Annotated in this window: 11 protein-coding genes; 6 read left to right on the forward strand and 5 right to left on the reverse strand. The window is 51.6% G+C overall.

The window, feature by feature from the left end; genetic code table 11:
* Positions 1–9: 9 nt before the first annotated feature.
* The gene (locus DUE52_RS01950) at positions 10–1,092 is read right to left on the reverse strand and encodes a helix-turn-helix transcriptional regulator (RefSeq protein WP_165840841.1); all 1,083 of its coding nucleotides are present in this window, start codon (positions 1,090–1,092) and stop codon (positions 10–12) included.
* A 101-nt stretch (positions 1,093–1,193) separates the two neighbouring features.
* Here DUE52_RS01950 and DUE52_RS01955 point away from each other — a divergent pair, with 101 nt between their 5' ends.
* The 6 genes from DUE52_RS01955 to DUE52_RS01980 all read left to right on the forward strand — a co-directional run bounded on the left by DUE52_RS01955 (position 1,194) and on the right by DUE52_RS01980 (position 11,798).
* Positions 1,194–4,226, forward strand: coding sequence for a SusC/RagA family TonB-linked outer membrane protein (locus tag DUE52_RS01955; RefSeq protein WP_114404272.1), 3,033 nt, complete (start codon positions 1,194–1,196; stop codon positions 4,224–4,226).
* A 9-nt stretch (positions 4,227–4,235) separates the two neighbouring features.
* Positions 4,236–5,747, forward strand: coding sequence for a SusD/RagB family nutrient-binding outer membrane lipoprotein (locus tag DUE52_RS01960; RefSeq protein ID WP_114404273.1), 1,512 nt, complete (start codon positions 4,236–4,238; stop codon positions 5,745–5,747).
* 171 nt (positions 5,748–5,918) lie between these two features.
* The gene (locus DUE52_RS01965) at positions 5,919–7,388 is read left to right on the forward strand and encodes an ankyrin repeat domain-containing protein (RefSeq protein ID WP_114404274.1); all 1,470 of its coding nucleotides are present in this window, start codon (positions 5,919–5,921) and stop codon (positions 7,386–7,388) included.
* A gap of 4 nt (positions 7,389–7,392) precedes the next feature.
* A complete protein-coding gene (locus DUE52_RS01970; protein WP_114404275.1) occupies positions 7,393–7,893 on the forward strand; it encodes a DUF2271 domain-containing protein in 501 nt (166 codons plus the stop codon).
* 50 nt (positions 7,894–7,943) lie between these two features.
* Positions 7,944–10,106: a PepSY domain-containing protein gene (locus DUE52_RS01975; RefSeq protein WP_229312036.1), complete on the forward strand. Its 2,163-nt coding sequence runs from the start codon at positions 7,944–7,946 to the stop codon at positions 10,104–10,106.
* A gap of 123 nt (positions 10,107–10,229) precedes the next feature.
* Complete coding sequence (locus DUE52_RS01980; protein ID WP_114404277.1) at positions 10,230–11,798, forward strand: S41 family peptidase; 1,569 nt, start codon at positions 10,230–10,232, stop codon at positions 11,796–11,798.
* 9 nt (positions 11,799–11,807) lie between these two features.
* Here the strand turns inward: DUE52_RS01980 and DUE52_RS01985 are convergent, their stop codons facing one another.
* The 4 genes from DUE52_RS01985 to DUE52_RS02000 all read right to left on the reverse strand — a co-directional run bounded on the left by DUE52_RS01985 (position 11,808) and on the right by DUE52_RS02000 (position 14,922).
* Positions 11,808–12,794, reverse strand: coding sequence for an FAD:protein FMN transferase (locus DUE52_RS01985; protein ID WP_114404278.1), 987 nt, complete (start codon positions 12,792–12,794; stop codon positions 11,808–11,810).
* Positions 12,795–12,894: 100 nt separating this feature from the next.
* The gene (locus DUE52_RS01990) at positions 12,895–14,220 is read right to left on the reverse strand and encodes a Gfo/Idh/MocA family protein (protein ID WP_114404279.1); all 1,326 of its coding nucleotides are present in this window, start codon (positions 14,218–14,220) and stop codon (positions 12,895–12,897) included.
* 52 nt (positions 14,221–14,272) lie between these two features.
* Entirely contained in the window at positions 14,273–14,623 is a 351-nt protein-coding gene (locus DUE52_RS01995; RefSeq protein WP_114404280.1) for a helix-turn-helix domain-containing protein, read from the reverse strand.
* A complete protein-coding gene (locus tag DUE52_RS02000) occupies positions 14,620–14,922 on the reverse strand; it encodes a type II toxin-antitoxin system HigB family toxin (protein WP_114404281.1) in 303 nt (100 codons plus the stop codon). The genes DUE52_RS01995 and DUE52_RS02000 overlap by 4 nt, the downstream gene beginning before the upstream one ends.
* Positions 14,923–14,952 lie beyond the last annotated feature (30 nt).

Below are 14,952 nucleotides of genomic sequence, written 5' to 3' on the forward strand. Positions count from 1 at the left end.
CCGGTCTTGCTAGAGGCATTCGAACAGCAGGGTAAGATCGTATTCAAAAAAGTCAATCAGGAAGAAAGCCTTCACTTTATGGGGCAGATATCCAAAGTATTTTTTAAACGCGGCCGTAAAATGCGTGGCGTGTTTGTAGCCTAATTGTCGGCTAATTTCGGCTATTTTTAGTGTACCATCCGCCAGCATTTCTTTTGCTTTCTCCATCCGAAACTTCTGAATATACCCAAAAACCGTACTACCAAAAACCTGTTTGAAGTGTTTTTTCAGATTGTATTCGTTCGTTCCCACGTGCCGGGATAACTCTTTTAACGAAAAGTTTTTTGCGGGATTTTCTGAAATAATCTGGTGGATCTGGTGCATTTTTTCTACCTCTCCACTCTTTAACGGGGCAGAAACCGGCCCCGTACTCAGTTGCTCAAACTGATCGAATTGAATCGCCAGCAACTCCATAATTTTTGCTTCAATGTATAACCGCTTGCTGTACCCATTCAACGGGCAATGCACAATCTCATGTAGTAAGGTGTTGATTTTAGGGATGATGGGCAGGTTTTTCCGGCTCAGCCGGGCTGGAATCTGCTTTTGTATACTGGTTCCGAATCTTGAAAACAGGGGATTCGTAATAGGAAAATAATTCAGAAATAATTCAGGGGATAAATTAATGGAAAGCGACTCGATCTGATCCGAACACGCCAGATCAACAGACACCTCCCCGCCCGGCAGCGTCAGAATATTATGCTCCATCGTTGAAAACTTATAAGCGGTTTTCCCAACGGTATCAAAAGTGTAAAAACGGTCAGACCGGATTGAAAAAAGCATGTGGATGTAAGGCCCAGAATTAGCAAACAGTGCTTTTATATTCTTTTTGAGTTTCAAATTTCCGTACCAGATGTGAATACCGCCCGAAATAAATTCATAGCTGGAGCCCTCTGATCCTTCCTTCTGGCAGTGATCCCATTCTTCGATCTGAACCTCTTTTTCTTCGCCAAAAAAATCCGGCTTGTACCGGATCAGGGTCGACTCCCGTATTCCCGTTAATCCAATCACGCCGATTTCTCCCGATGGCGTCATCGATTCTCCTTTATCCGTCATTTCCCTTTTCATTCCATTTTTACCTTTGCGGCCGTAAAGTTAATTAGACTGTGTCTAAATAAAATTAGAACCTTCTAATCCAGGATTAAAATTCAAACTCTATGATAAAATCACTATCCACTTTCATCCTTCTTCTGACACTCACCACAACCGCTTTTTCCCAGGAAGGACGCTCCATCCGGGGCAAAGTGATTGAGCAGACGACGGGGGCACCACTTCCGGGAACCACCATTACCGTCAAGGGAACCTCGCAGGGAACCACCGCTGATCAACAGGGCGAGTATGCCATCCGGGTTAATCCGGGGCAGATCCTGGTGTTTTCGTTCATCAGTTATGAAGCTCAGGAAATGACGGTTACGGAGAATACTAAAACGCTCGATGTTGCTTTGAAAGAAGATTTGAAGCAACTCTCGGAGGTGGTCGTTACCGGCGCATTAGGCATCAAACGGGCCGCCCGCGAATTTGGCGGTGGCGCTCAGGTCGTCAGCAACGAAAGCCTGAATCAGGGAAAAACCGTCAATCCGCTTTTTGGACTGACGAGCAAGGTGGCCGGGCTGCGGATCAATATGTACGACAGCAAGGTAGACCCGCAGATTCAGATCACAATGCGGGGAAGTCGTTCGCTCAACCGGGCCAAAAACGCGCCGATTTATGTGGTGGATGGCGTTCCGGTTCCGGAAATCACCCGCCTGAATCCCAACGACATTGAGAACATTACGGTTTTGAAAGGGGCCAACGCTGCAGCTTTGTACGGTTCGGAAGGAGTCAATGGTGCCTTGATGATCACGACCAAAAGCGGCACCCGGGGCCGGGGAACGGTGAAATTCAGCAATACGACCACCTTTTCGCAGGTATTTCTGCTGCCGCCCGCGCAAACCCAATTCGGCCAGGGCGTCAACGGCGTGTATGACCCGACGCAGGCCGAATCCTGGGGACCCGCCTTCGATGGTTCGATGAAGGATTTCGGCCCGGTTTTGCCCGGCGGTTCGCGGCATAAGTTGCTGTATGCAGCTCCCTCACGTGATAACCGGCTCGATTTGTTTGAAACCGGCGTCAATCTCCAGAATGACGTTTCGTTTTCGGGCGGTGACGAAAAAACCACCTATTTCTTCTCGGTTCAGGATGTTGCCATCAAGGGAATTATTCCGGAAGACAAGAGCCACCGGACGGGCGCGCGTTTCAACGGAACCCGGAAATTCGGCAAACTGAATACGTCTTATAACGTCAATTACGTCTATTTCAAGAAAAACACGACGCCCGACGGCCCGTGGATTACCGCCTACCAATTGCCGGCCAACTTCGATTTCAACTCGATGAAAGACTGGCGAAATCCGACTTCGTTTGCCAGTCCGTCGTACTTTTTCACCGATTTGCAGAAAAACCCTTACCACCAGATCGACAACATCCGCGACCTGAACGAGCAGCAAACCGTCAACGGGAAAGTGGAGCTGGATTATCAGGTAACACCCTGGTTCAGTGCGATGTACCGCGTTGGTTTGTTCAGCACCACGACGCAGACCCGCAGCACGACGGGCAAATTCGAAGCCGCCGGTCGGCGGAACGTCAACGGTAGCGTCAGCGATGGCAGCAATAATTTCCGACGACTCAACGGCGACCTGATCCTGAATTTCAACAAGACGTTTGGCAAATTCAGCACCCGCCTGATTCTGGGCCAGAATTTCCGTTCGGATTACACCAAAACCGCCACCATTTCGTCGAGCAATCTGCTACTGCCCGATTTGTTCAACCCCGGCACCCGAATTGGCGAGTTAACCGGCAGTTCAGGCATCACGGAATACCGCTCTCTGGCGGGTTACGGCGAATTTACGGGCGGTTACAACAACTACCTGTTCCTGACTTTAACCGGACGAAACGAGTGGGTTTCGGTGCTGAGCAAAGAAAACCGCTCGTATTTTTACCCCGGTGTGAGTGCTTCCTTTGTGTTCAACGAAGCGATCGACGCCCTGAAAAACAGCCGTGTTCTGTCCTTCGGGAAAGTGTTTGCGTCCTGGAACAAAACCGGTAACGTAACGCTGGACCCCTATTCGCTCAACAATCCGTACAGCCAGACCAATGGTTTTCCGTTCGGCAATCTGGTCGGTTTTACGCCCGGCGCGCGGTATCCGAACCCGAACATTCAGCCGGAATTTGTGACGTCGTACGAAGCGGGTGTGCAGTTGAGTTTCCTGAATAACCGCCTGAACTTTGAAGGAAGTTACGTTTTCTCGGATTCGAAAGGGCAGATTTTCAACGCAACGACCTCCCGCGCAACGGGTTATAGCAGCGCCGTGGTGAATGCCGGCCGACTGACCAACAACATCGTCGAATTGAGCCTGAACGGGGATGTGATTCGCCGGAATGGCCTGAAATGGAACGTGGGTTTTAATTACACTCACATCAACAATGAAGTGAAAGAACTGTACGAAGGGCTCCAATCGTTCAACATTTTCCGGCAGTCGTACGCCAACATTGGCCAGCAATACCCCAGCCTTCAGGTCAGTGATTACCAGAGAGATCCGCAGGGTCGGGTGATCATCAACCCCACGACCGGCGAACCGCTGGTAGCGACCGATCCCGTTCATCTGGGAACGATGGTTCCGCCGTATCAAATGGGGATTAGTACCGTACTACAGTTTAAAGGGTTTAGCCTGGGTGCCCAGTTCGACTGGCGGATGGGCGGCTGGCTGTATTCCGAGATTGTGCCCCGGATGTATACCGCCGGAACCGATCCGCGCACCGCCGAGTTTGACCGCCAACCGTTCATTTTCCCGAACTCGGTGATTCAGAATGCCGATGGTACGTTTACACCCAACACCACGGTTTTGTCAAAAGGCGATAAGGCATTCTGGACCAAACAGGGTGAAATCCAGATCAATACAGCCGCCAAATCCGATTATTTCAAACTGCGTGAACTCAGCATTTCGTATGCTTTGCCTGCCGCATTGCTCAGCAAACAGAAGGTAGTTCGGGAAGCCAGCATCGGTTTCGTGGGCACGAACCTGTTCATCATCCGACACAAAGACAACCAGTACGGCGATCCCGAATACCTCTACAACAGCACCGACGGTTACCTGAGCTTCCGCCAGGTTCCGCCCTATCGCACCTACGGTTTCAATGTGAATTTAACATTCTGAGAAATAGACATGAAGAAGATAATACAGCTCGTTTTAGTGGCTGCACTGACGGTTTCGTTCAGTTCGTGCAGCGAGTTTCTGGAAGTCAACAACAATCCCAACGCCCCGGTTAGCGAAAACCTGTCGCTGAGTGCCAAGCTCCCGGCGGCTCTGGTCAGCACGGTGAATCAGGAAACTGGTCAGCTCAACCAGATTGGCGCGTTTTGGGCCGGTTACTGGGGAACGACTAGCGAAGGCGTGAACCTGTTCGTCGATTTGAAGTCGTACAACGGCCCGGCCATTCGTCACCAGCGCGACGGCATTCCGGTTTGGGAGAATGGGTACACTAACCTGCTCTATTACCAGTTGATCAAGGAACAGGCGCAAACGGAAGGCGCATTGGTTTACGCCGGAATCGCCAAAATCATGCAGGGATGGCATTTCACCCGGCTCGTGGATCTCTACAATAACCTGCCGTTCGACGATGCGTTGCAGGGAACGCTGCACCCGACACCCCGCTACGAAGACGGAAAAACCGTGTACGAAAAATCCATCAACCTGATCAGCGCGGGCATCGAAGACCTCAAAAATGCACCCGCCGGCGTGGGTCCCGGTGCGGACGATGTGCTGTTCAAAGGGAACAAAACCCTGTGGATCAAATTCGGGAATACGCTGAAACTACGGGCCTTGATTCACCAGAGTGCCGCGGGCGATCCGGCGTATATCACGGCTGAAATCCAGAAGATTCAGGCCGAAGGCAGCGGTTTTCTGGGTGTGGGCGAAAACGCGTTTGTGCAACCCGGTTATTTGAATACCGCTTCGAAACTGAATCCATTCTGGGAAAATTACTACCGGACGGTTCAGGGTGCCAGCACCGGCAATCACCAGGATTTGCGGCCCACGGTTTTTGCGCTGGAACAGTACAAACGCCGAAATGATCCGCGTCTGGCTACGCTTTACGTGTCGGTTGGAACGGATTACAAGGGGGTTCTCTTCGGAAATCCCAACGCCGAAGCGCAGTACAACCGGGCCAGCACCTCGGCTTTCAAAGGACCGCAGGAAAACGGCAACCGACCAGCCGCGCTGTTCAAAACCGCTACGCAGCCTTCCGTCTTGATGGGTTCCTTCGAAAGCCTGTTTCTCCAGGCCGAAGCCGCGCAACGGGGTTGGATCACCGGTTCGGCCAAAACGTTCTACGAACAGGGTATTCAGGAATCGTTCAAATACATGGAAGTAGCTGCCAGTGAATTTGCTGCTTATAACGCGCAACCGGCCGTCAACTTCGATCAGGCAACCAACAAAATTGAAGCCATTATCACCCAGAAGTGGCTGGCCCTGAACAGCCTCAGTAGCATCGAAGCCTGGAGTGACTACCGCCGGTTGGGCATTCCCGCCATTCCGAATTCGCTGGATGCCCCCGCGCCGACGGCCCGCCCGCTGCGGCTGATGTATCCGGAATCGGAACGGCAAACCAACAACGCCGAAGCGTCTAAACAGGGCAGCGACGACATGATTAAAGACAAAGTGTGGTGGAACCGGTAGAATGCTTCGTGACTTTTTAACCAGAATTTCCCTGGATGATTTAGTCTCTTTCAAATTTAATGACCGTAAACGTCTCTTATCTAGACTGAATCTTATTAATTTGCAATCCGTTCGGGTTTTTAAAGGAAGCCTGAGCGCGTTGTATCAGCATTTCTACCTCAGTATATCCGTATGAAAAAACTACTCATCGCTATTCTGTTCGGCACGGTTCTCTCCGCCCAGGCCCAGAAGAACGTGCTATTGGAACCGTCGTTCTGGCAGGGAAAGCCGGACGTGAGTCAGGTGAAAGCCGAAATTGAGAAAGGAAACAGCCCGTCGCAGTTCAATTCCAACAGTTTTGATCCCGTCGTGATGGCGATCAATGCCCAGGCGCCCAACGAAACCATTAAGTACCTGCTGTCGCAACCCGGCAACGAGGTCAGCAAAATCACCCACGATAGCCGGATTTATCTGCACTGGGCTGCCAGTCGGGGCAATGTGGAACTGATGGAATACCTGCTGGCGAAAGGCTCCAAAACCACTATAGAAGACAGCCACGGCATGACGGTGTTGAATTTTGCGGCTGGTAACGGGCAGACGAATACACGGGTGTATGACCTGTGCCTCCAGAACGGTGCCGATTTAAAGAAAGACCTGAATCATGACGGTGCCAACGCCTTACTGATTGCGGTTGCCAACGACAAGGATCTCAAGCTAACGGATTATTTTGTCTCGAAAGGCCTGAATCTGAAAAGTACGGATGCGGCCGGTAACAACGCCTTTAGTTATGCGGCCCGGGGTGGGAACATCGACATCCTGAAAGCCTTGTTGCAACGCGGGGTTCCGGCCACCGACAACGCCTTGATCATGGCCAGCCAGGGCGGACGCCGGGGGGCCACTCCCATTGAGGTGTTCCAGTATCTGGAAAGCCTGAACCTCAAACCGACCGCGACCAACAAGGCCGGTGAAAACGTGCTGCACGCGCTGGTTCGCCGACCCAAGCAGAACGAAATCATTCAGTATTTTCTGGCCAAAGGTGTCGATGTCAACCAGGCCGACGACGAAGGCAATACCGTGTTTATGAATGCGGCTGCCGCCAACCGGGATCTGGCCGTAATGGAGATGCTCCAGCCGAAGGTGAAAAACATCAACCAGCGCAACCAGAAAGGCGTGTCGGCACTGGCGATGGCCGTTCGGGGCAATTCGCCCGAAGTGGTGAACTATCTATTGAGCAAAGGAGCCGATGTGAAGGCAACGGACAAAAACGGCGATAACCTGCTGGCTTACCTGGTGCAGTCGTATGGGCCGAAAACCGATGAATTTGAAGCCAAACTAAAACTGCTTCAGGACAAAGGGCTCGATATCAAGGCTCCGCAACAGAACGGCAATACGCTCTACCACCTGGCGGTTACCAAAAATGACCTTTCGCTGGTGAAACGGCTGGAAGCGCTGCAAATCGACGTGAACACCAAAAACAAGGAAGGCATTACCGCCCTGCACAAAGCCGCGATGGTGTCCAAAGACGACGCCATGCTGAAATACCTGCTGTCCATCGGTGCCAAAAAGGACATTGCGACCAATTTTAAAGAAACCGCTTTTGACCTGGCCAGCGAGAATGAATCGCTCTCCAAAAGCAATGTTTCCGTTACTTTTCTGAAATAAGTCTATGCCCAATTTGCTTAAAATCGGTTTGCTCGCGCTGGTTCTGGTAGTCGCCCGGCCATCGGCTTCGGTGGCTCAGTCCGGGACTACCCAGTACAAATGTATGATCCAGATGACCAACTACATGGGCGAAAAAGCGTACATCGCGGTTTCGCTCATGAACGGGAAAGGGGCTTACGAAAAAACCCTGTATGTGCTCGGTTCCGATAAAAAATGGTATCCGGACGTTAAGGAATGGTACCGGGCACTGGGCAAAAAAACGCCCAACCTCAGTGCCATCACCGGGGCGTCAGTGGCTGGTGGCGATCGCAGCGTCATCGTACTGGAAATTGATAATTCGAAGCTCAACAAGGATTACAAACTGCGGTTTGCCAGCTCCGTGGAAGACAAGCAGGACATCGCGAAAGATCTCGAAATTCCGCTCACGACGGAAGGGCTTTCCGCCAAAAGCGAGGGAACGGGCTACATTCGCTACGTACGCTTTAGCCCCAACAGCCCCAATTAACAGCGGCCGGATTTATGACCATTTCTGTGTGGAGATACAGCCACTTAGCGTTGGCTGTATCTTCTTTTCTTTTGCTGGCGCTGGCGTCCGTAACGGGAATTATTCTGGCGTTCGAACCCGTAGCCCAGAAAATTCAGCCGTATCGGGTCGATGCCGTTAGCCAGCTTACCCTGGCCCAGACACTGCCGGTGCTCAAAAAAAACTATGCTGAAATCAGTGAGTTGAGCGTCGACGCCAACCAGTTTGTGCAGATCAAGGGCAGCGATGCCGACGGCAAAAACCTGACCGCTTTCGTTGATCCGCAGACGGGCAAAATTCTGGGGATTCCCAGCCCGCAAAGTGAGTTTTTCCAGTGGGTTACGGCCCTGCACCGCTCGCTGTTTCTGCACGAAGCCGGGCGGTTTTTCATCGGGCTGACCGCGTTTCTGTTGCTATTGATTACCGTTTCCGGTACGATGCTCATTATCCAGCGTCAACGGGGTGTCAGGCGGTTTTTTACCCGGATTGTTCGGGACAATTTCGCCCAGTATTACCACGTCGTGCTGGGGCGGCTGTCGCTGATTCCGATCTTCCTCATTGCCCTGTCAGGAACCTACCTTTCCCTCGCCCGGTTTGGTCTGGTTGGTGAAGAGAAAGTTTCTCCCCAAATTGATTTCGACGCTATCCAGTCAAAACCGCAACGGGCGCTGGCCGACTTTGCGGTTTTTCAGAACACCCGACTGGCGGACGTACAGACCCTCGAATTTCCGTTTTCGGAAGACGTTGAGGATTACTACACGCTGAAACTCAAAGACCGGGAGATTACGGTCAACCAGATTACCGGCGACATCCTCAGCGAAAACCGGTATCCGACCGCCGTCCTGCTCACCAACCTCAGTCTGGATTTGCACACCGGCCGGACGAGCGCCATTTGGGCTGTCATTCTGGCTGTGGCTTCGGGAAATATACTCTTTTTTATCTATTCCGGTTTTGCCATTACCTGGAAACGACGGGCCAATCGCGTCAAAAAGAATAACTATTCAGCCGACGAAAGCCGGTTTATCATTCTGGTCGGATCGGAGAACGGCAGCACCTTCCGGTTTGCGCAGGCCATTCACCAGCAGTTGCTCAGGCAAGGGGAGAAATCGTTTCTGACCGAGTTCAATAACTACACGGTTTTCCCAAAAGCCGACTACCTGATCGCGTTGACGGCTACCTACGGGCTGGGCGACGCGCCGACCAACGCCACCCGGTTTATGAAACGGGTTGAAAAATACCCACAACCGCATTCCGTCCGCTATTCCGTCCTCGGGTTTGGGTCGCACGCTTACCCCGATTTCTGTCAGTTTGCCTTCGAGGTGAATCAGTTGCTGGCCCGGCAATCGTGGGCCATTCCGCTGGTCGATATTCATACGGTCAATGATAAATCGCCGGCCGAGTTTGGCTTGTGGGCCGAAGCCTGGTCGCAGCAAACGAATCTGCCGATGCCGGTTTCGGGTGAATTGTTAAAAGCTCCGGCACTTCCGCTTGAAACGTTGACCGTCACCAGCAACACCCAAACCGCCCAGCCCGACGGCACGTTTTTGATCCGTTTCCAGAGCAAGCGTAGTCAGGGTGTTACGTCGGGCGATCTGCTGGCCATTTATCCCGCCAACGACCACCGTGAACGGCTGTATTCGATTGGTGTCCTGGAAGACGAGCTTCAATTGAGCGTCCGGCTCCAACCGGGCGGACTGGGTTCCGGCTTTCTACACGCCTTGACGCCCGGTGAAACCGTTCGCGCCCGGATCGTCAACAACGACCACTTTCATTTTCCCCGAAAAGCCCCGGTCGTGGTGATGATCGCCAATGGCACCGGCATTGCGCCGTTTCTGGGGATGATCAGCCAGAATAAGCAGAAAACGCCTTGCCATTTGTACGGCGGTTTTCGACAACGTGCCTCGTTCGACCCCTACCGGGATTTTCTGGAAGAAAGCCGTTCGGCGCAAAAACTCACGAATCTCCACCTGGCGTATTCGCGCGAAGGCGAAAAACAATATGTCAGCAACCTGATTGCGCGGGATGCTGATTTTATTGGTAATGTACTGGATAGTAACGGCGTACTGATGATCTGCGGCTCTCTTTCGATGCAAAAAGATGTCATCGAATTACTGGAAACCATCTGCCAGACGAAAACGGGCAAAAGCGTCAGCTTCTACCAGTCACACAGCCAGATTCTGATGGACTGTTATTGAAGGGAGTGAAACGCTAAATAGGACGCCTTATTGCATATATAATTAATAGTTATATATTGCCAACCATTAGCTAGAACGGTTGATGATTCGAACTACGTTTGCGCTCGTTTTCTCCCGCATCCTATGAAACTTGCCGTATTGATTTTGCTGTCCTGTCTTGGGCAACGGGTTGGCCTGGCCCAATCAACACCCAAAACTGACCCGGAGCGAAACTTTGAGGAGTTTTGGCACCTATTCAACCGGTATTATGCCCATTTCGAAAATAGAGGGGTGGATTGGAAACAGCACTATCAGCGTTTTAAACCCCTGGTTACCGAAAAGACAACCGACGATCAACTCCTGGCGGTTTTTAATGACATGGTGGCCCCCCTGAAAGATGGCCACATTGTTATCTCGCCAACGGGCGACTTGCCAGCGAGTGCCAAATACGCCCGGTTTCATCATGAGTTTCCAACGAAAGAACTGCAGGCGCAATTCCATCAGGTAACCCTGGATGCCTTGAAGAAAAAGGGATTTGGTGCTTTTACAAAATTCAGGAGTGAGCCTTATCAAATTGGCGGTTATTGTCGATCCAGCGACTACGGTTATCTTCAGCTAAACGGATTTGGCGGCATGCCCTTGGCGGTATTCGCCCAGCAGTTGGATGAAATGGTTCTCGACTTTGCCGACGTCAAAGCCCTCATTATTGACATCCGGATCAATGGAGGTGGTTCTCCGGCCTATTTGAATGCGTTGGCTGGGCGGCTCACACAAGTCAAGCGGTTGGTGGGCTATGGGCGAACCCGGATTGGCAAACGAAACCGGGATTATTCGTCCTGGACGGCCTACCACATAACACCACAGGGTCCCAAACAGCTCATTAAGCCGACAGTGCTCCTGACGAGCGGATCGACCATTAGTGCGGGCGATCACTGCGCCCTGTACCTGAAGGAACTGCCTTATGTCAAACTGATGGGTGAAAACTCGAATGGCATTTTTTCGGGGATGCTGGGAAAGACCTTGCCCAATGGTTGGGAGATTTCCCTGTCGAACGGCCAGACGGTCAATAGCAAACGCATCAGCTACGAAGGAAAAGGCGTTCCGGTTGATGTAGTGGCCATCCACCATCGGGAGGATATGCTGCGGGGAACGGACCCCGTACTACAAAATGCGTTCAACTTCCTGCAACGGAACCAGGATTCCCTGCATCAGCAGACCCTTTGCTATGAACAAATTGCCCTGAATTATTATGCCGATAGCTTATTGATCCACAAAACCTACGGCGATATCACCGCTTACTCGACGGGCCTGGTGGAAGAAGATGCGTCTTTGTTAGCGCCCTTTGCTCAAAAATGCTATTCGTTGCAATCGGCTACCAGGTCGGAGGGTGTACAGAAACGGATTAAGGCCGAACAAGTGGCCGACTCCGCGTTTTATACCCAAAATGTTCAACGTCGCTTTTATGTGCATCTTCAACCGCCGATCCGTTCCAGAAGACGCTGGCCCTTTGTCAAACGCAATGCCCGCCGGTTAACCGTCGCTCATCACATTACCATTGAGAATCGGCATTATGTCCGTTTACACCTAAGCCGGGGCGGTTGGAAAGGCGAGACGGTTTTGGTCGTGGTCGATAACGGAGGTCGGATTGTCGAACACTGTGCCTTGTCCTACAACTATTTAAGCAGCCAGTTTTACGATTCATCTGCTCAATAGACGACCTCTCTACAAACGATAAGCCTTAACATCCAGATTTCGCGATGAATAAATCCGGCCGTCGTCGGTGATCAGGATGCAGCGGTAGTCCGGGTACTGATTGATCAGTGTCAAACCCGCGTCTTTTCCCAGCACCATCAGCGATGTACTGAACCCGTTGGCGGTTTCGGCACTGGGGCCAAAAACCGTCACGCTGCAAACGCCCGTAGCCGGATAGCCCGTAACGGGGTTGATAATATGGGCATACCGCTTGCCGTTGAACACCACGAATTTCTCGTAACTTCCGGAGGTCACCACGGCACTCTCCCGCAGCGGCACGATGGCGAAAACCGTGTCTTTCCGAATCGGGTTGGTGATGCCGATGGTCCAGTCGCTGCCGTCCGGCTGCTTTCCCCAGGTGCTCATGTCCCCGGAACCGTTCACAATCCCGGCGTTGATTCCTTTGGCCAGCATCAGGTCGCGGCAGCGGTCGGCGGCATACCCCTCGCCCAGCGCACCGAATCCAATCTTCATGCCTTTCCGTTTCAGGAAAATAGTGGACCGCGCCCGATCCAACACGATATTTTCATAGCCGACCTTCTCCACCGATTTCTTAACCGCTTCCGGGCTGGGCATTTCCGTCATCGAACCGTCAAATTTCCAGATTCGGTCCATCGCGGCAAAACTAATGTCAAAAGCCCCCTTCGTGATGGTAGAAAAATGGAGTGCCCGTTCGGTCAGGGCAAATACTTCAGCGTCCACCCGCACCGGGCCAATCCCGGCATTTTTGTTCACCTGCGAAATTTGAGAATCGGCTTTCCAGTCCGAGATTAAATTCTCGATCCGCGTCACCTCGGCAATCACCGCATCAATGTTTTGTTCCGCCGACAGGGAGTCCTGGGCAACAATCGTGATGTCAAACCGGCTGCCCATTAACTTAACGGTCCGTTTTCGCAACACCTGGGCCGTGGTGCAGAATCCTGATAAAATGAAGATGAGGAATAGGACTTGTTTCATACCGCAAAAATCAAAAATCCTGCGCAGACCTGACTATTTTCAATGCAAAAAGGGAACCGTCGGCTCCCTTTTTGCATTCAGAATAGAATTCTTGGCGCAACTAAACCGCCACTGTTTTGCCCGGAACGGCAACCGGATAAAAACCGTCCGCGTTCGGTAACAGTTTCGGATTCGCATCCCAGGCCAGTTTGTCGGGGAACAGGTTGATGTTTGAGTTCAGAGCCTCGTCCCATTTCACCACTTTGCCCGAATACGTCGCCATCCGGCCCATGATGGCCGTCAGTGTGCTTTTCGCCCCGTTTTCGGCATCCCAGAATTTGTATTCGTTTTTGGCAATGGCCGCAAACAATTCGTCGTGCTCGATCTGGTACGGATCGCCGTCGCCTTTGCCGTTGTGGGTATAAATCGAACCGCCTTTGTGGTCTTTCAGAATGCTTTGTCGCCCGAAGGAGTCGACGCGGCCTTTGGTGCCCAGGAAGGCTTCGTCCACTTTGCTAAACGTGCCTTCGTAGTGACGACACTGGCTGTTGATCAGCGTACCATCTTCGTAAACGTAATCGACGATGTGGTGGTCAAAAATTTCGCCGTACTCCTTGCCGGTACGCACCTGTCGTCCACCCGTTCCCTGCGCCGAAACCGGATAACCGCGTTTCACCCAGTTGGCGACGTCGATGTTGTGAATGTGCTGTTCGTTGATGTGATCCCCGCAGAGCCAGTTGAAGTAATACCAGTTCCGCATCTGGTGCTCCATTTCGGTCTGGTTCGGCTGACGCGGTTTTACCCAAACGCCCCCGCTCACCCAATAGACCGAACCACCGATGATGTCGCCCAGCGCGCCGTCGTGGATGCGTTTGACCATTTCACGGTAGTTCGGCTGGTAATGGCGTTGCAAACCCACCACCACGTTCAGTTTTTTCTTCTTGGCTTCTTCCGCAGCCGCCAGCACCCGGCGAACGCCCGGTGCGTCGGTGGCTACCGGTTTTTCCATGAAGATGTGTTTGTTCTGCTTCACGGCTTCTTCAAACATCATCGGCCGGAAACCCGGAGGAGTTGCCAGAATCACGACATCCGCCAGGGGAATGGCTTTTTGATACGCATCGAAACCGACAAACTTGCGTTCTTCCGGAACATCGACCCGCTTGGTCAGCTCTGGATTTTGAGTCAGGCTTTTATACGCGCCATCCAACCGATCGCGGAACGCATCGGCCATCGCCACGATCTTCACATTCTGCTTGGACTTCAGGGCCTGAAGCGCAGCACCGGTTCCCCGGCCACCGCAGCCAATGAGTGCCACTTTGATGGTATCATCAGCCGAGTTGTTGAAGCCATAGGAAGATGCAAAAGAAGGCAGAGTCGTCAACAGGGCACCGCCCGTGAGCAGGCCGGATTGTTTCAGAAACTCCCGGCGGTTTGATTCGTTTGACATAGGAAACAAGGTTTAGAAATAATGAACCGGTATTTATCGGGTACCTTAAAATTTACGAGAGCAAAATTTCAGCGGGGATGCCTAACGTTTTATGAAGGATACGCATCATTTCAGCCGTTAATGGTTTTTTTCGGTTAAGCAATTGGGATACATAGCTTTTTGAACCGATCAAAGGTACAAGGTCTTTTGCCTGCAGCCCTTTCTCTTCCATCGTTAACCGAATGGCTTCTACGGGGTCAAGGGGTAAAACCGGATGCATACGGTCTTCATATTCTTTGATGAGCATGACAAGCAATTCTAACTCCTCACCTTCGACCGTTTCCAGTTGCGCGTCAAAAATTTCGTCGGCACGATGTAAAGCGGCCTCATATTGATCTTCATTTTTAATTATTTTCCAATTCATGGCTGTACAGTCGTTACGTCAATTCGATCATATTCTGCATGCGTGCCAAACCACTTTAGTTGGATTGCCTTGTATTGATAATTAATCCGTACAACTAAGCGATAATGATTTCCACTGATATTGAATACAACCCGGTTATCCGCAATAATACTAGCATTTCCGTAAGCCGACTTCAACTCATTGGCAGTTGAGAAAGAAGCTCTTTTGAGATCAAAATACCACTTCCGTAAAGAGCCTGATGCTTCAGGATATTTTGTACACCAATAATTTAATGTCCTCGTATTGATGATATTAAACATCGCAAAGTTTACTAATGGTAAACAAAGGTA

Source organism: Larkinella punicea, assembly GCF_003334855.1.
Taxonomy (GTDB): domain Bacteria; phylum Bacteroidota; class Bacteroidia; order Cytophagales; family Spirosomataceae; genus Larkinella; species Larkinella punicea.